General features: G+C 52.2%; 19 protein-coding genes. 12 read left to right on the forward strand and 7 right to left on the reverse strand.

Annotation, left to right across the window (positions count from 1 at the left end; all coding sequences use genetic code 11):
- The first annotated feature begins 54 nt into the window (after positions 1-54).
- From opp3b to JCR24_RS05560, 4 genes are read left to right on the forward strand one after another with little or no spacing between them, the layout of a single operon-like run.
- The gene (opp3b, locus tag JCR24_RS05545) at positions 55-984 is read left to right on the forward strand and encodes an oligopeptide ABC transporter permease (protein ID WP_011230313.1); all 930 of its coding nucleotides are present in this window, start codon (positions 55-57) and stop codon (positions 982-984) included.
- Positions 981-2,003, forward strand: coding sequence for an oligopeptide ABC transporter permease (gene opp3C / locus JCR24_RS05550; protein WP_013146073.1), 1,023 nt, complete (start codon positions 981-983; stop codon positions 2,001-2,003). Before opp3b ends, opp3C begins: the two co-directional genes overlap by 4 nt.
- Positions 2,004-2,024: 21 nt before the next feature.
- Positions 2,025-3,086 (forward strand): ABC transporter ATP-binding protein, encoded by a 1,062-nt coding sequence (locus JCR24_RS05555; protein ID WP_014195173.1) that lies wholly within the window; start codon positions 2,025-2,027, stop codon positions 3,084-3,086.
- Positions 3,079-4,014: an ABC transporter ATP-binding protein gene (locus JCR24_RS05560; RefSeq protein WP_020278701.1), complete on the forward strand. Its 936-nt coding sequence runs from the start codon at positions 3,079-3,081 to the stop codon at positions 4,012-4,014. The genes JCR24_RS05555 and JCR24_RS05560 overlap by 8 nt, the downstream gene beginning before the upstream one ends.
- Before the next feature lie 88 nt (positions 4,015-4,102).
- Here JCR24_RS05560 and JCR24_RS05565 read toward each other — a convergent pair whose 3' ends face one another.
- On the reverse strand, positions 4,103-4,285 hold the full coding sequence (locus JCR24_RS05565) for a hypothetical protein (RefSeq protein ID WP_011230317.1): 183 nt from the start codon (positions 4,283-4,285) through the stop codon (positions 4,103-4,105).
- Positions 4,286-4,587: 302 nt separating this feature from the next.
- Here JCR24_RS05565 and spxA point away from each other — a divergent pair, with 302 nt between their 5' ends.
- Positions 4,588-4,986 carry a transcriptional regulator SpxA gene (spxA, locus tag JCR24_RS05570; protein WP_011230318.1) on the forward strand — a complete coding sequence of 133 codons (399 nt, stop codon included), beginning with the start codon at positions 4,588-4,590 and terminating at the stop codon, positions 4,984-4,986.
- 50 nt (positions 4,987-5,036) lie between these two features.
- On the opposite strand, the gene JCR24_RS05575 is transcribed toward spxA, so the two are convergent.
- Complete coding sequence (locus JCR24_RS05575; RefSeq protein WP_014195176.1) at positions 5,037-5,696, reverse strand: TerC family protein; 660 nt, start codon at positions 5,694-5,696, stop codon at positions 5,037-5,039.
- Positions 5,697-5,906: 210 nt separating this feature from the next.
- Between JCR24_RS05575 and mecA the strand changes: the two genes are divergently transcribed.
- The 4 genes from mecA (at position 5,907) to pepF (ending at position 11,532) form a co-directional block, all read left to right on the forward strand.
- On the forward strand, positions 5,907-6,587 hold the full coding sequence (mecA, locus tag JCR24_RS05580; protein WP_011230320.1) for an adaptor protein MecA: 681 nt from the start codon (positions 5,907-5,909) through the stop codon (positions 6,585-6,587).
- A gap of 96 nt (positions 6,588-6,683) precedes the next feature.
- Positions 6,684-8,192, forward strand: a complete 1,509-nt coding sequence (gene cls, locus JCR24_RS05585) for a cardiolipin synthase (protein ID WP_011230321.1) — start codon at positions 6,684-6,686, stop codon at positions 8,190-8,192.
- Positions 8,193-8,380: 188 nt separating this feature from the next.
- On the forward strand, positions 8,381-9,709 hold the full coding sequence (locus JCR24_RS05590; protein ID WP_011230322.1) for a competence protein CoiA: 1,329 nt from the start codon (positions 8,381-8,383) through the stop codon (positions 9,707-9,709).
- A complete protein-coding gene (pepF, locus tag JCR24_RS05595; RefSeq protein ID WP_068894950.1) occupies positions 9,709-11,532 on the forward strand; it encodes an oligoendopeptidase F in 1,824 nt (607 codons plus the stop codon). The genes JCR24_RS05590 and pepF overlap by 1 nt, the downstream gene beginning before the upstream one ends.
- A 13-nt stretch (positions 11,533-11,545) precedes the next feature.
- Here the strand turns inward: pepF and JCR24_RS05600 are convergent, their stop codons facing one another.
- From JCR24_RS05600 to JCR24_RS05620, 5 genes are all read right to left on the reverse strand, one after another.
- Positions 11,546-11,743: a hypothetical protein gene (locus JCR24_RS05600; protein WP_011230324.1), complete on the reverse strand. Its 198-nt coding sequence runs from the start codon at positions 11,741-11,743 to the stop codon at positions 11,546-11,548.
- A gap of 425 nt (positions 11,744-12,168) precedes the next feature.
- Entirely contained in the window at positions 12,169-13,062 is an 894-nt protein-coding gene (spxH, locus tag JCR24_RS05605; RefSeq protein WP_011230325.1) for a ClpXP adapter protein SpxH, read from the reverse strand.
- Entirely contained in the window at positions 13,055-13,468 is a 414-nt protein-coding gene (locus JCR24_RS05610) for a globin domain-containing protein (protein WP_011230326.1), read from the reverse strand. The genes spxH and JCR24_RS05610 overlap by 8 nt, the downstream gene beginning before the upstream one ends.
- Positions 13,469-13,570: 102 nt before the next feature.
- Positions 13,571-14,194, reverse strand: a complete 624-nt coding sequence (locus JCR24_RS05615; RefSeq protein WP_081132972.1) for a lytic transglycosylase domain-containing protein — start codon at positions 14,192-14,194, stop codon at positions 13,571-13,573.
- The gene (locus JCR24_RS05620; protein ID WP_011230328.1) at positions 14,191-14,784 is read right to left on the reverse strand and encodes a CYTH domain-containing protein; all 594 of its coding nucleotides are present in this window, start codon (positions 14,782-14,784) and stop codon (positions 14,191-14,193) included. Before JCR24_RS05620 ends, JCR24_RS05615 begins: the two co-directional genes overlap by 4 nt.
- 135 nt (positions 14,785-14,919) lie before the next feature.
- Between JCR24_RS05620 and JCR24_RS05625 the strand changes: the two genes are divergently transcribed.
- The 3 genes from JCR24_RS05625 (at position 14,920) to JCR24_RS05635 (ending at position 16,884) form a co-directional block, all read left to right on the forward strand.
- Complete coding sequence (locus JCR24_RS05625; RefSeq protein ID WP_020278707.1) at positions 14,920-15,297, forward strand: UPF0738 family protein; 378 nt, start codon at positions 14,920-14,922, stop codon at positions 15,295-15,297.
- 136 nt (positions 15,298-15,433) lie between these two features.
- The gene (gene yjbM, locus JCR24_RS05630; RefSeq protein ID WP_011230330.1) at positions 15,434-16,072 is read left to right on the forward strand and encodes a GTP diphosphokinase; all 639 of its coding nucleotides are present in this window, start codon (positions 15,434-15,436) and stop codon (positions 16,070-16,072) included.
- A complete protein-coding gene (locus JCR24_RS05635; RefSeq protein WP_011230331.1) occupies positions 16,069-16,884 on the forward strand; it encodes an NAD kinase in 816 nt (271 codons plus the stop codon). The genes yjbM and JCR24_RS05635 overlap by 4 nt, the downstream gene beginning before the upstream one ends.
- Positions 16,885-16,920 lie beyond the last annotated feature (36 nt).

Here is a 16,920-nt window from a genome sequence, read left to right on the forward strand (position 1 = left end):
GCGAAAAATGTCGAAAAACAACGAAGATTATAGAAAAGCAGAGGAGGTGCGGTCATGGCGCGGTATACGCTTCAGCGGTTCGTTTATATGATTATCACGTTATTTATCATTGCGACGTTGACGTTCTTTTTAATGAAGCTGTTGCCTGGTTCGCCGCTTCAGAACCAAGAGAAATTAACGCCGGAACAGAAGGCGCTTATTTTAAAAGAGTACGGATTGGATAAGCCCGTGCCTGTTCAATACATTCAATATTTAGGGAATTTGTTGAAAGGAGACTTGGGGGTATCGTTCCAATATGACAACCGCCCAGTGACAGAGCTCATCAGCGATCGAATCGGCCCGTCGGCCCAGCTCGGGTTTCAGGCGATTGTTTTTGGGACGATCGTTGGGTTGATTCTCGGAATTGTCGCGGCGATTCGACATAATCATTGGGAAGATTACACCGCTACGGTCATTGCGGTGTTGGGCGCCTCGATCCCGTCGTTTGTGTTAGGGGGGTTTTTGCAATATTTTATCGCTGTGAAACTGCAATGGCTTCCGGTCGCTTTTTGGGAAGGCTTCAAATATACGATTCTCCCGACATTGGCGCTGTCTGTCGGGGTCATCGCTAGCATCGCCCGCTTTATGCGCACGGAAATGCTTGAAGTGTTAAGCTCTGACTACATTTTGACGGCTCGGGCGAAAGGGATCAGCCAGGCGGGGGTTATCATCAAGCACGCCATCCGCAACTCGCTTATCCCCGTCATTACCATTTTAGGACCGATGACCGTCAATTTAATGACGGGAACGCTTGTCATTGAGAAACTGTTTGCTGTCCCTGGTCTTGGAGAGCAGTTTGTCCGTTCGATCGAACTGAACGATTACCCGGTTATTATGGGAACGACGTTGTTTTATTCCGCCTTGTTGATTTTGGCCGTCTTTATCGTTGATGTGTTGTACGGGGTTGTCGACCCACGCATCCGGTTAGCGGGAGGGAAAAAATGATGGCGAAACAACAATACGAACAACTTTCACCGGAATGGTTTCAGCCCGCCCCGCCGAACGTCGGTGAGCAGGAAAAAATCAATCGTCCGAGCTTGACGTTTTGGCAGGATGCTTGGCTTCGCCTTCGGGAAAACAAGGCAGCGATCGTGGGGCTCGTGATGATTATCATTTTGACGCTCATGGCGATCATCGCCCCGATGGCGAGCGACCGGACGTATAAAGATCAAAACTTGCGGCATGCGAAACTTCCGCCGAAAATCCCGGTGCTCGAGCATGTTCATTGGCTTCCGTTTGACGGCCGGGATGCGAACGGCGTTGATGTATATAAACAGCGCGGCGTGAAAGAGTACTATTGGTTTGGCACGGATGACTTAGGACGCGACTTGTGGGTGAGAACGTGGTATGGCACGCGCATCTCACTTTACATTGGTTTGCTCGCGGCGTTGATCGACTTATTGATCGGGATTGCGTACGGCGGCATTTCCGGCTACTATGGCGGCCGCGTCGACAATGTGATGCAGCGGATCATCGAAATTTTAAACGGCATTCCGTATTTAATTATGGTCATTTTGTTCATTTTGATTTTTGAGCCTGGAATCATTTCCATCACGTTGGCGATGGTCATTACCGGTTGGACGACGATGGCGCGGATCGTGCGCGGACAAGTGTTGAAATTAAAGAACATGGAATACGTGTTGGCGGCAAGGACGCTCGGAGCGCCGACATCACGGCTCATTTTCAAACATTTGATCCCGAACGTCATCGGCCCGATCATTATTACGACGATGTTCACGATTCCATCGGCCATCTTCACTGAGGCGTTTTTGAGCTTTATCGGCCTTGGCATCCGTCCGCCGGAAGCGTCGCTTGGCTCGCTTGTCAATGATGGATACAAATCGATCCAAACATATCCGCATTTGATGATTATTCCGGCCGTTGTCATCAGCTTGCTCATTTTAAGCTTCAACTTGGTGGCAGACGGAATCCGCGATGCGCTTGACCCGAAAATGCGCAAATAACCGACGGAAGGGGTGAAACCGATGGAGAAAATTTTGCAGGTGAACGATTTGCATATTTCCTTTGACATCCACGCCGGTGAAGTGCAGGCGGTTCGCGGCGTCACGTTCGACTTGTATAAGGGAGAAACGCTGGCGATCGTCGGCGAGTCAGGGTCTGGGAAATCAGTGACTTCAAAAGCGTTGATGCGCCTGTTGCCGACACCGCCGAGCCGGATTAAGCAAGGGGAAATTTTATTTGAAGGCAAAGACTTGACCAAGCTGTCGGAGAAAGAGATGCAATCGATCCGCGGTGCGGAAATTTCAATGATTTTCCAAGATCCGATGACGTCGCTCAATCCGACGATGACGATTGGGAAACAAATTATGGAAGCGATTTTAAAGCATCAAAAGCTGTCGAAAGATGAAGCGCGCAAACGGGCGATTGAACTATTGCAGCTGGTCGGCATTAAAAACGCCGAGCTGCGCATGAAGCAATACCCGCACCAATTTTCCGGCGGGATGCGCCAGCGTGTTGTCATCGCCATCGCCTTGGCGTGCAATCCGAAAATTTTGATCGCCGATGAACCGACGACAGCGCTTGATGTGACGATTCAGGCGCAAATTTTGGAGTTGATGAAAGACATTCAGAAAAAGCTCGGCATGTCGATTATTTTCATCACCCATGATTTAGGGGTCGTCGCCAACATGGCCGACCGAGTGGCCGTGATGTATGCCGGGAAAATCGTGGAGATCGGCACGGTGGATGAAATTTTTTACAATCCGAAACATCCGTACACGTGGGGATTGCTGGCCTCGATGCCGAGCCTTGATCATAAAGATACGGAGCTGTATTCGATTCCGGGTTCGCCGCCGGATTTGTTAAATCCGCCAAAAGGCGATGCGTTTGCGCCGCGCAATCCGTATGCGCTCAAAATTGACTATGAGCTCGAGCCGCCGATGTTCCAAGTGTCTGATACGCACTATGCGGCGACATGGCTGTTGCATGAAATGGCGCCGAAAGTGGAACCGCCGGCTATCGTGCGTGAACGGATGAAACGGTTTGCTGACATCGTCGCCCGGAAAGGAGGAAAACCGCGTGGCTAGACAAAAGCTGCTTGAGGTCAAAAATTTGAAACAGTATTTCCCAGCTGGACGCGGTCAGGTGGTGAAAGCAGTCGACGGCGTCACCTTTGACATTTATAAAGGTGAAACGTTCGGCCTTGTCGGCGAGTCGGGCTGCGGCAAGTCGACAACGGGGCGGACGATCATCCGGCTGTACGAAGCGACGGAAGGAGAAGTGCTGTTTAACGGCGTCAATGTGCACGGCAAAAAATCCAAAAAAGAGCTGAAAGAGTTAAATCGGAAAATGCAGATGATTTTCCAAGATCCGTATGCGTCGTTGAATCCGCGGATGACGGTCGCGGATATTATCGCTGAGGGCATCGACATCCATGGGCTGGCGAAAACGAAAGAAGAACGGATGCAACGCGTGTATGAATTGCTTGAGACGGTTGGCTTGAACCGCGAGCATGCCAGCCGCTACCCGCATGAGTTTTCCGGCGGTCAGCGCCAGCGGATCGGCATCGCCCGGGCGCTTGCCGTCGAGCCGGAATTCATCATCGCCGATGAGCCGATTTCGGCGCTTGACGTTTCCATTCAGGCGCAAGTCGTGAACTTATTGAAGCGCCTGCAGCGTGAAAAAGGGTTGACGTACTTGTTTATTGCCCATGACTTGTCGATGGTCAAATACATCAGCGACCGGATCGGCGTCATGTATTTCGGGAAAATGGTCGAGCTCGCTGAATCGGAAGAGCTGTACCGCAATCCGATCCACCCATACACGAAGGCGCTCTTGTCGGCCATTCCGCTTCCGGATCCGGAAACGGAGCGGACGCGCAAGCGGATCGTTTACGACCCGGCGCAACATGGCTACAAAGATGGAGAGGAACTTGAATTCCGTGAAATTACGCCTGGCCATTTTGTGCTTTGTTCGGAGGAAGAGTATAAGCGGTATCGGGCGATGTATGCCTAGCCGAATCGAAAAAAGCGCCGCTCCTTCATCGCCGCATGATGCGAACGGTGAAAGAGGCGGCGCCCACCTATGCGCCTGTCTCGGCGCGTTATTTTTTTCCCCCGACGACTTTCCATCCTTGTTGGATGCGGCGAGAGGCCTCGACATGCTTTCCACTTTTGTTTCGGCCGAACATCCGCTCTCCGATCGTGTTGCTGATGTTTCCCATCAATGCGGTGAGGACGACGATCAATGCCGAAGCAATGGCAAAGTCGATGAAATAGCCGGCCATCGGTTCTTCCTCCCTTTTCCTTTTCTACTTTGATTGTAGAGGATTTGCCTTTACTTTGGAAGAGGAAAGAAAGAAAATTGCATTTATCATCGAAAAACTATATCTTTCTTGGCCGATGTATTGTATAATATATCATGTTAAAGTCATTTCAATTTGCAAACGATTGGCAAAGCGGCTGATCGCCAGACTGGCGTTCAGGCCGTGTCGCTATGCTGTCAGACGTCAAACCGGCATAGCGGTGCACGTCTGTCGTCTGACGGACGAGGGAAGCAAGGGATTCCTTGTCAAAAGGAGTGATCGAAGTGGTCAAGCTATACACATCACCGAGCTGCACGTCATGCCGGAAGGCGAAGGCGTGGCTCGAGAAGCACAATATTCCTTATGTCGAGCGCAATATTTTCTCCGAGCCGCTCACGGTCGAGGAGATTAAAGAGATTTTGCGGATGACGGAAACGGGAACGGATGAGATCATTTCCACCCGTTCGAAAGTATTCCAGAAGCTGAACATTAACTTGGAAGCTCTGCCGCTGCAAGATTTGTACGAACTCATTCAAAAAAACCCAGGCATTTTGCGCCGGCCGATCATCATTGATGAAAAGCGGCTTCAAGTCGGCTACAACGAAGATGAAATCCGCCGCTTTCTGCCGCGCAAAGTGCGGGCGTATCAGCTTCGTGAAGCGCAGCGGCTGGTGAACGGGTAATAAAAAAACTTCTACATGGTCTGCCATGTAGAAGTTTTTTATCATTTGCTTTATGCGGCGCGCGACCGGCGGTGGGCCGCCAAGCCGAGCAAAACGGCAAGAACGGCCGCCGCCATTGGAAACAGCGCCTCCCCATTCGGGGGGTAAAACGGGCGCAACCGCTCTTCGGCAGCGATCATCTTTCCAGCGGTGTACGCCAAGAGGGCGCCGCCGGCATAAATGAGAATCGGGAACCGTTCCATGGCATAAAGGATGATTTTGCTGCCTAAAATGATGATAGGAACGGAACAGAGAAAACCGAACACAACAAGTCCGATATGGCCTTGAGCCGCTCCAGCGATGGCGATGACGTTGTCAAGACCCATGGCGACATCGGCGGCGACGATCGTCTGGATGGCTTTCCAAAGCGACGGTTCGGCTTTGATCATAGTCGGTTTTTCGTCTTTTTGCCCGATCAGTTTCAAGGCGATCCAAAAGAGGACGACGCCTCCAGCGAGCTGCAAGAACGGAATCGTCAACAGCCAAACGACGGCCACCGTCAAGACAATGCGAACAGCGATCGCCAGCGCGGTGCCGACAATGATGGCCACATTCCGCTTTTGTTCCGGCAAGTTGCGGCTTGCCAGCGCAATGACAACCGCATTGTCCCCGCCAAGAATGACATCAATGCCGATAATCAGCAAGATGGAAACGATGTATTCATCCACCATAGGCGTCCCTCATTCCGTCCGTGTTCATCATCATTATAGTAGGGCATGGCCGGTTTCATAACCAATTTTTAAAAATGCGTTTTTTTATTTCCCTTCTTTCGCTTTTTATCATAAAATAAAAGTACAAGATCATAAGTTTTGATTTAAATAGTTTCAGGGGCACAATCCCTTCCTTTTTTATTTCTCTGTTTTAGAAGGGAGAGTTGAGAAATGGAAATCGAACGCATCAATGAACATACGGTGAAGTTCTACATTTCCTATGTTGATATAGAGGAGCGCGGCTTTGACCGCGAGGAAATTTGGTACAATCGGGAACGAAGCGAAGAATTATTTTGGGAAATGATGGATGAAGTTCACGGGGAAAGCGATTTTTCGCTCGATGGCCCGCTTTGGATCCAAGTGCAGGCGCTCGAAAAAGGGCTTGAAGTCGTCGTGACGAAAGCGCAGTTGTCCAAAGACGGAAGCAAGCTCGAGCTGCCGCTTCCAGAAGAGAAATGGCGCGAGTTTTCGCTGTCAGCTGGTGAAAAGGTGGAATCGCTGTTCGGCCACCATTTCCACTTTGGTCAAAACGGGGACGCCGAGGAGAGAGAAGAGCAAGATGTCCTTCAATTCATCCTTTCGTTCAAGGATATCGAGGATGTCATTTCCTTGGCCCATCGCGCTGACTTCTCTCGGTTGTCGAATCGCCTGTTCCAATTTGAAGGCCGCTATTACTTGTTCGTGGAGTTTGACGAGCGCTACACCGAGCAGGAAGTGGACAATATGCTCAGCCTTCTGTTGGAATACGGAAGCGATTCCCAGCTGACGATTTATCGACTTGAAGAATACGGGACTGAAATTATGGGCGACAATGCACTCGAAACGATCAAAACGTATTTTCCAGCCTTATAATGTTTCCATTCCGCCGATTTCGCCGCCAGAAATCGGCGTTTTCTACGTTAGCGGAAGAAAAACGGCCATCATGAAGAGCCGGGTGGAGGGGTTTTGTTGCGAAACACATCGAGAGTGGCGATTCTCGTCGTCATTGTCGGCGCGTTGCTGGCATTGACGAACGGGTTTTGGGAAGGGAAGCTGCTTGGTCTTTTCAGCGTATTGATGTCTTGTTCCGTCATCTTTATTGCGCTGGTCATTTCTCTTGAGAATCGAAAGCCGGCGCAGACGATCGCTTGGCTGGCGGTGCTGGGGAGCTTTCCGATTGTCGGCTTTTTGTTTTATTTATTGTTCGGACGCAACTATTGGCAACAACGGCGCTATAAAAAGAAAGCCGATTTTGATGAGGCGGTGCTGCTCAAGTTTCAAGAGCCGTCGCCGATTGCCGTCGAACGGCTGCCGATGGCGCCCCATCAGCGTCCGCTTTTGCGCCTTGCTTATCGCATCGGCCAGCATCCGGTTTCACTTGCTTCGCAGACGGCGGTGTTGACGAACGGAGAGGAGACATTTTCTTCTATTTTTGCTGAACTGGAAAAAGCGGAACACCATATTCATTTAGAATATTATATTGTCCGTCATGATGAAATCGGCCAACAGTTGAAGCGCGTCTTGATGGAAAAAGCGCGTCAAGGTGTGCGCGTCCGTTTTTTGTACGACGCCGTTGGAAGTTGGAAGTTGTCAAACGCCTATATCGAGGAGCTGCGCGCGGCTGGAGTCGAGATGATCCCGTTTTCACCAGTGCGCCTCCCGTTTTTAAGCAACCAAATCAATTTCCGCAATCACCGAAAGATCATTGTCATCGATGGAGGCGTCGGCTTTGTCGGCGGGCTGAACATCGGAGATGAGTATTTAGGAAAAAACAAATATTTCGGATTTTGGCGCGATACGCACTTATTGATCCGCGGTGAAGCCGTCCGGACGCTCCAGCTCATTTTTTTGCAAGATTGGTATTACATGACGGGAGAACGCTTGTTGACGCCGGACTATTTGTCGCCGCCGCTCATCGTCGAGGAAGGGCAAGGCGGGGTGCAGCTCATTGCCGGCGGTCCGGACCAAAAGTGGGAAGTGATCAAACAGCTGTATTTTGCCATGATTACGTCGGCCAAACGGTCGATTTGGGTTGCCTCGCCGTACTTTGTGCCGGATGAAGACATTTTGACGGCGCTCAAAGTGGCGGCGTTAAGCGGCATCGATGTTCGCCTGCTGGCGCCAAAGCGTCCGGATAAAAAAATTGTCTTTTACGCTTCGCGCTCGTATTTTCCCGAGCTGCTCGAGGCTGGGGTGAAAATTTACGAGTATGAGAAAGGGTTTTTGCACAGCAAAGTCATCGTCGTCGATGGCGAGCTCGCCTCGATCGGCACGGCGAACATGGATATGCGCAGTTTCCATTTAAACTTTGAAGTGAACGCCTTTTTGTATTATACCGACAGCATTCATAAACTCGTCCGCGACTTTTTGGAAGATTTTCGCCACGCTTCCATGATCGACTACGAACAGTTTCAACAGCGCCCGTTCCGGGTGCGTATCGCTGAATCGGTCTCCCGGCTGTTGTCGCCTCTGTTGTAACCAACCGCTTGTAAACGCCAGTCCGCCGAATCGGCGGACTTTTTTCGACGCAGTTTGGCTTTGGGCAGGAAAACCGGCGATGGTCAACGAATAAAAGGGAAGAACCGAACGGTGAAGGGGGGCAGCAGAGAACAATTCCAGCTGTTCCCGCTCACGGACAACTATTTTTTACTGGAAAGGAAGTGATCATGTTGTTTGTCGCTCTCGCCGCTGATGGCAGGACGGTTTCGCTTGCCGGGGCGGAAAGATGGGAACGAGAGGGGCTGATGCGCCTGAAACGACAGGAACCGTTTTTTTGTCCCGCGTGCCGTCAAGAAGTGGTGCTCCGGTCGGGCCGCTACCGTTTGCCGCATTTCGCCCATCGAAAAGGGGCGGCCTGCCCGGTCGAGCACGAACCGGAGTCGGAGCGTCACTTAACTGGGAAGCGAGACTTGTTCGCGTGGCTCATTCGCCAAGGCATGGAGGCGAAGCTCGAGCCGTATTTGCCCGCCATCAAGCAGCGTCCTGACGTATTGTTCCGCCATGGCCCACACCTTTATGCCCTCGAATACCAATGTTCCACGATCGATGAATCGCTGTTTCGCGAACGCAATGACGGCTACCGTCTCCTTGGCATCCGCCCGTTGTGGGTGTTAGGAGCCCATCATTTGCGGCGTTCGCCAAAATATTCGGGGGAAGTGCAGCTCTCCCGGTTTCAATGGTTGTTTGCCCATCGCGCTCCACATTCAGTCGTTCCACATATATGGTACTACAGTCCAGAGACGAAACGCTTTATCCGTCTTTTTCGCCCGTTGCCGCTATCGGTGCAGCGAACATTGGCCGCGGTCGATTCGATTCCGCTTTCGTCGTTTTCGTTCCCCGATTGGATGGCCCCCTGCCCGCTGCCGCTTCCATCCGAGTTTTGGGAGCGATGGCTCGAACGAAAAAAACAATGGCGGCGGACGTTTCCGCTTTATCCGAACCAAACCGTGCGCCGCATTTGTGCTGATTTTTACCAGGCGGGCATCGTTCCGTCACTGTTTCCGACCGAAGCAGGCTGGCCAGTGCCGCGGGGGTATTTATGGGAGACGGCGCCGTTCATTTGGCAAACGTATGTCCTTTTGTTTCTTCTTGGAAAGACCGGACGGCCGGCAACGGCAGTATCTTTATTTCAGTGGCTCGACGACAAAATCCGCACCGGCCGCCTCGTTCCGCGCCGGCTGCCGCTTGTCGGCCGGGATACGTATCGTGAGGCCGTCGGCGAGTATTTGCATTGGTTGAGCCTGCTCGGCTATCTCCGCCGCGAAGAGGGCGACCAGCTTCATTTGGTGAAGCCGCTGTCGTTTCCGTCGACCGTCGATCAGATGATTCATCAAGATGCTGCGCTTCTTGAGCAAATTCACCAAACGTCGGCGCTTAGCTGCTATTGGTCAACACTTGAGTTCGGGAGAGTGGAAAAAATGAGCAGAAAACAGGAAAAGATGAACGGAATGGTGAATAATAATTCGTGTATCGATTATTTGTATAAGGAGGAATGATGACGGTGGAGGAAAAGAAAGCGAAAAAGTCGCTGCCGCTGCGAAGCGAGATTCCTGTGGAAGAAACGTGGCGGCTTGAGGACATTTTTCCCACCGATGACGCCTGGGAAGAAGAATTCAAACAAGTGAAGGCAATGATTCCAAAGCTTGGCGAATACAAAGGGCGGCTTGGCGAATCGCCGGAAGTGCTGTATGAAGCATTGCAATGCCAAGATGACGTATCGATGCGCCTCGGCAAGCTGTATACATACGCCCATATGCGCTATGATCAAGATACGACTAACTCGTTTTACCAAGGGCTCGACGCCCGGGCGAAAAGCTTGTACAGCGAAGCATCGAGCGCGATGGCGTTTATCGTGCCGGAAATTTTGGCGATCGATGAAGCGGTGCTGCGCTCGTTTTTGGAACAATACGAGCCGCTTCGCTTGTATGCGCACGCGTTAGACGAAATTACGCGCCAGCGCCCGCACGTGCTGTCGGCGGAAGAGGAGGCGATCTTGGCGCAGGCAGCCGAGGTGATGCAGGCGACATCCGACACGTTCAGCGCGTTGAACAACGCTGATTTGACGTTTCCGACGATCATCGATGAAAACGGCGAGGAAGTCGAAGTCACGCACGGCCGGTTCATTCGCTTTTTAGAAAGCACGGACCGCCGCGTCCGCCGCGATGCGTTTTACGCCGTATACCATACGTATGAGAAGTTTCAAAATACGTTCGCCAATACGCTTGCCGGCACGGTGAAAAAAGACAACTTTTTCGCCCGCATCCGCCGCTACCGTTCGGCGCGGGAAGCGGCGTTGGATGCGAACAACATTCCGGAGAGCGTCTATGACAATCTAATCGCCGCGATTCACGAACATTTGCCGCTGTTGCATCGGTACGTGCGGCTGCGCAAACGAGTGCTTGGGCTTGATGAGCTGCATATGTACGATTTGTACACGCCGCTTGTGCAAGAAGTGAAAATGGAAGTGACGTACGAGGAAGCGAAGCAATATATGCTTGAAGGGCTCGCGCCGCTTGGCGAGGAATATGTGGCGATCGTGAAAGAAGGTCTTGACAACCGTTGGGTCGATGTGCGCGAAAACAAAGGAAAGCGAAGCGGCGCCTATTCGTCGGGAGCGTACGGCACCCATCCGTACATTTTGCTCAACTGGCAGGACAATGTGAACAATTTGTTTACACTTGTGCATGAGTTTGGCCATTCGGTGCACAGCTACTATACGCGCAAAACGCAGCCGTATCCATATGCGCATTATTCAATTTTCGTCGCCGAAGTGGCGTCGACGTGCAATGAGGCGCTGTTGAACGACTATTTGCTGAGAACGATCGATGATGAGAAAAAGCGGCTCTATTTGCTCAACCATTATCTTGAGGGGTTCCGCGGCACGGTTTTTCGCCAGACGATGTTCGCGGAGTTTGAGCATTTGATCCATTTGAAGGCGCAACAAGGCGAAGCGTTGACGGCCGAAACGTTGAGCGCCCTTTATTACGACTTAAATAAAACGTATTTTGGCGATGATATTGTCGTGGACAAAGAAATCGGCCTCGAGTGGGCGCGCATTCCGCATTTTTATTACAACTACTACGTGTACCAATACGCAACCGGCTTCAGCGCGGCGACTGCACTCAGTAAACAAATTTTGGAAGAAGGCGAACCGGCGGTGAGACGGTACATCGACTTTTTGAAAGCCGGCAGCTCTGATTACCCGATTGAAGTGTTGAAAAAAGCCGGCGTCGACATGACGAGCGCCGAGCCGATCCGCCAAGCGTGCCAAGTGTTTGCGGAGAAGCTTGATGAGATGGAACGGCTGCTTGAGAAATGAAACGAATGCGGCGCTACAGCCGCATTCGTTTGGACGGAAATCCACGAAACTGATGGCGGCGGTTCCATGTTGCTGCCAATCCAAGCAAGGAGAGAAACAAAAGCGGCATGGTCGCCCAAAGCGGAAGGAGCTGCATGAGGCCCAACAAGTTCAGAATAAAGGCGGCAGTGGATGCCGCCGCCCAAAGGGATAAGACGATGCGCTGCTTCATGGCGATGGCCACCTCTTCCCATTTGCTTTAGTTGATGGCTCTTCACCACAACATGTACTTGACAAGCAATACGGTTTCCTGCACAAAGATGTGCAAAAATCACTGATTTGTTGATTTTCCCTCACAAGCGTAAATAGGGTATGTTCAGAAAAAATCAAGTACAACTTTTGGTGAAGAGCCTAGTTGATTATATGCTGTTTGTCTGCCTGATCATGACGCAGGGCGAATTATGACAATAATGTGAACAAACGAGCAAACGGGTTGCCAATTTGATCGGCCGTTTGTTAAGATATAGATGTGAACGGAAGACAAAACCTGATACCCCTTTGTTTGACCGTGAACAATTTCTCCCATCCCCTTTGTTGTCTTGGCAACAAGAAAAAGCCCGGCGTCAGCCGGGCTTTTTCTTGCGCCCATCCCTGCTGCTAGGGACGGGAATCATCGATATAGCGCCAAAATGTTCCGTGTTTGACGGGCACCCGCTCCACTTTTTGCTTTAGCTGCAGCTTTTTCATTTCCGTTTCCGCTTCTTGGATCGTCCAGTTGTACACAACGGCAACTTCCTTTGTGGCGACGAATTTAAAATGGCTTAAAAATGATTCCAGCGGAGGAGGAGAGGACGGTTCAGGATGGAAGCCGAGCATTTCAGCGATCAATTCGACGTAGATGTCGTACGGATAGCATCCGGAAATTTTAATGCCTTCGTCTTCAATGTTTTCATTAAACAACACAAGCGTCGGAATTTCGTCAACGTCCATTTCCGAGGTGATTTTTAAATCGCATTGGAACGCTTTCGCCGCTCCCGGCGAGTGCATGTCGCGCAAAAATTCATCGACATCCAAGCCCGCTTTGACGGCGCATTCGGCGAGCACCGACAAATCGGCGACATTTTGTTTTTCGAGAAAGAGCTGTTCTTGCAGCTTGCGCAAAAAGCGAAGGCCAGCCCGCTTTCCTTGCATTTCCGCCGCTTTAATGGCGAGCGATGGGGCGAACGGGCTCGAAATCGGGTTTTCGAGCCAAACGCTGCCGTCGCATGACATGCCGGTGCGGTTCGCCGCCCACTCCCACGCTTTGGCCATTGCCTCCGGCTTCGTTCCTTTGCGCGCGCTCCATGTCGCCCATGTTCCGCTCAATATGTGCCTTAAGGTAAAAAAACGGCCGTATTCGATCGTCAGTTTTTTGATGACTGGTTCAAGCCCCCAGCATTCCGGGCATAAAGGATCGATAAACAAATACAGCTCGAGCGGTTTGTTCGTGTTGCCTAGCGGCTGGGAAGGGTAGCAAGTTGATGTCGTCTTCCCAGCAAACTTCTCACTCAAGGGTATGCTCCTTTCTGTCCAGATGATCTGGGGTATTGACCATATGATGGGCGGTGAGTACGAGCCGGTGATAAAACTGTTCGCGCGCCGGCCCGGACAAGCCGATTTCGTCCATGGCTGCCCGCATGCAGGCAAGCCACGCTTCCGCCCGCTTCGGCGTGATTTCAAAGCGGAGATGGCGCGCCCTCAGCATGGGGTGTCCATGCTCTGCCGTGTAAAGAGGGGGGCCGCCTAAATATTGTGTTAAAAACTGTTTTTGCTTGCGGGCGGTTTCCGTCAAATCGTCAGGGAAAATGGGCCGCAAGTCCGGATGCGCGGCCACGCGACGGTAAAATGCTTCGACAAGTTTCGCAACCGTCTCCTCTCCGCCGATCGCCTCATAAAGAGTTTGCCATTGTTCACCCATCGCGGATGCTCCTTTTGTTTGAAAATCATTCGTTGTCGTTTGATTGCTATTTTATCAACAGCACGCATGGATCTCAAACAAAGTGACTCGAGCGCCGCTCGTTTATGTGCGGTAGCTTTTCAACACGCGTTCGACATACGCCCGCGTTTCGGCAAATGGCGGCACGCCCCCATAGCGGTCGACGTGCCCGGGCCCGGCGTTGTAGGCGGCTAAGGCGAGAGTGATATTGCCGCTGTACCGGTCAAGGAGCTGGCGCAAATATTTTACGCCGCCGTCGATGTTTTGCGCCGGATCAAGCGGGTTGTTGACGCCGAGCATTTTTGCCGTGCTTGGCATGAGCTGCATGAGTCCAAGCGCTCCAGCCGGGCTTTTCGCATCGGGACGGAAATTTGACTCATGGCGAATGACGGCGCGGATGAGCTGCGGGTCAACATCGTATTTTTCCGCTGCCGCCGCGATGAAAGCATCGATGGAAGAAGATGAGTTGGTTGCAGCACCCGCTTCATGTTCGAGCGGGGCGCTGCGATGGCCGGCGGGCGCCGGGGGCTGACCGCTTAGGGCAGCTTGAGGCGCCTCGGCAGAAGATTCCTCACCGCGGCTGAGAGATTCGGCAAGCAAGCTTGAAAACAAGGATGGCACCGGCGATGGCAACAGGCTGGAGCGTCCGGGTGAGAACGCATTGAGCGCCTGCCATTCGATGAGCAGCTTTAATGGCGAAACGGTCATCGTCTTTCCTCCATTTCTTTCATGCGGGCGTAAAAGCGGGCGATTTTGTTTGGCGCCGGGCGGCGCGGGATGCCGAGCGCCTCAAGCAGGCGCAAAAACCGCTTTTCACCCGCTTCCACGTGATCCACTTCATACTCAAGTTCGTAATCTTCGCTTTGCAAGTAACAGTTATGGTCAAGGCATAGCGTGCCGCCTTCATGCGGCCATTCGGCTCGGTCGGTGACAAGGGAGCCAAAGCAGCGCACCTCGTGTGGGTTGATGCCCAGTTCTGCAAGCAAATCGGCGATCGCCCCGCGCGGCGCCGCTATACCAGCAAGCAACGCTTCCGCTTCAGACAGCGAAAGCGGCTCATGGATTTCCAAAATGGTCCCGTCCGCCCGCGTTTGTTTCAGCGTCAAGGTCAGGCGTCCCTCTTTCGCCCGGATGCGCAGCGCTGCCGCTCGTTCTTTCAGGGCGAATGACGGGGTGTCAAAGTAATGGTTTTCCTGGCGGAAGAAAGCGCCATCATCAAGGCGGAAGGCGGCGCGGACGGCAGCAAACTCCGCTGCCGTTAACAAGTTTTTTAATTCGATTTCGATTTCTTGATGCATCGTGAATCCCCTTCAGACAGGATAGTCGTCTCCTTCTATTATCAGCTGTTTTCCGGCGAATATCAATTATTTCGCCTGTATAGGGTGAATATGGTAAAATAAAGGGCGGATGGTTGATGCGGAAGGAGAGAAAACATGAACGAAAAATGGATCGTCGAGCGGGCGGAGCGGGAAGGCGGCCGGCTTTGGCTGTATGTCAATGATGCTCCGGTTCCGCTTGCCCGCGTAACGCCGAAACGCCATATGCTTGTCGATTCGGATGCGTTGGCGTTTGCGTACATTTTGGAAACCGATGACCGCTTTCTATATGTCATGATTCCGAAGCCGTGGTGGCCTGAGCTAAAGGCGGCGCTTGACGCCAAGGAGCCGGTCTGGCTTCGATGTGGAGAGAGGACGCTTGAGCTTGAACAGTTTCACGATGAACTGTCTTATTTGCTTGAAAATATTCGCGGCAACGCCAACTATGGCGAGGCGCTTGAACAGGCGGTGCAAGACGTGTTTTTTGAGCAATAAGCCGGGGGTTTCCCTTTCCGGCGCGTTCGAACAGGGAGCGGCCCGGTGAATTCGCATCGAGCAGCAAGAAAGAGGCGCGGTTGCGCTCTCTTGACGTAAGCCGCGGGAGATCGAAAACATGTAGGCAGGTGGTACGATGGTCAACCATTGGGATTTGTTTTTAGCCCCGTATAAGCAGGCGGTTGAGGAGCTGAAAGTGAAGCTAAGGGGTATTCGCGCCCAATTCGAGATGATTGAAGCGCACTCGCCGATTGAGTTTGTCACCGGACGGGTGAAACCCGTCGCCAGCATTTTGGATAAGGCGCAAAAGAAAAACATCCCGCTCGACCGTCTCGAGGAAGAGATGCAAGATATTGCGGGGCTGCGCATCATGTGCCAGTTTGTCGATGACATTAAGACCGTCGTCGAGCTATTGCGCCAGCGCAACGATTTTACGATTGTCGAAGAACGCGATTACATCACGCAAAAAAAAGAGAGCGGCTACCGCTCGTACCATGTCGTCATCCGCTATCCAGTGCAGACGATCCGCGGTGAAAAAAACATCTTGGCGGAGATTCAAATTCGAACGTTGGCGATGAACTTTTGGGCGACGATTGAGCATTCGTTGAACTATAAGTACAGCGGGCGTTTCCCCGAAGATATCAAAGTTCGGCTGCAGCGCGCCGCGGAGGCGGCCTATCGCCTCGATGAGGAGATGTCGAAAATCCGCTTTGAAATTCAAGAAGCGCAGGCTGCTTTTTCTCGAAAACAAGAAGCAAAAGGAGAAGGGCAATGAAACGGACGGACGCGCCGCTCGTGTTCGCCATCACGTCCAAAGGCGACGACATATCAAACGCTCTGGCGCAAAAAATGAAAACGTATTTGCTTGACTTTGACTTGCGTTACGATGAAGAGGAACCTGATCTCGTCATTTCGGTTGGCGGTGATGGAACGCTGTTGTATGCGTTCCATCGCTATTGCCATCGGTTGGACAAGACGGCGTTTGTCGGAGTCCATACTGGCCATCTCGGCTTTTACGCGGACTGGGTGCCGGAGGAACTCGAAAAGCTCGTCATCGCCATCGCTAAGACGCCGTACCAAGTGGTCGAATACCCGCTCCTTGAGGTGACGATCCGCTATCTCAACGGCGGAAGCGAGGCAAAGTATTTAGCGCTCAATGAATGCACAGTCAAGTGCGTCAGCGGGACGCTCGTGATGGATGTCGAGATTCGCGGCGACTTGTTTGAGCGGTTCCGCGGCGACGGGTTGTGCATTTCGACGCCGACCGGCAGCACGGCTTACAATAAAGCGCTCGGCGGCGCGATTTTGCATCCTTCGCTTGAGGCGATTCAAGTGACCGAGATGGCGTCGATCAACAACCGCGTGTTTCGGACAATCGGTTCGCCGCTCGTGCTGCCGGCGCACCATACGTGTTTACTCAAGCCGGTCAACCACGTCGATTTTCAAATTACGATCGACCATTTGTCACTGTTGCATAAAGAAGTGAAGTCGATTCAATGCCGGGTGGCCGATGAAAAGGTGCGTTTCGCCCGCTTTCGGCCGTTTCCGTTTTGGCGGCGGGTGCGCGACTCGTTTATCGCTGACTGAGGGAAAGCCCGCCTCCTTGGTTAGGCAACGCTTCCT

Source organism: Geobacillus sp. YHL (genome assembly GCF_022341265.1).
Classification (GTDB): domain Bacteria; phylum Bacillota; class Bacilli; order Bacillales; family Anoxybacillaceae; genus Geobacillus; species Geobacillus thermoleovorans.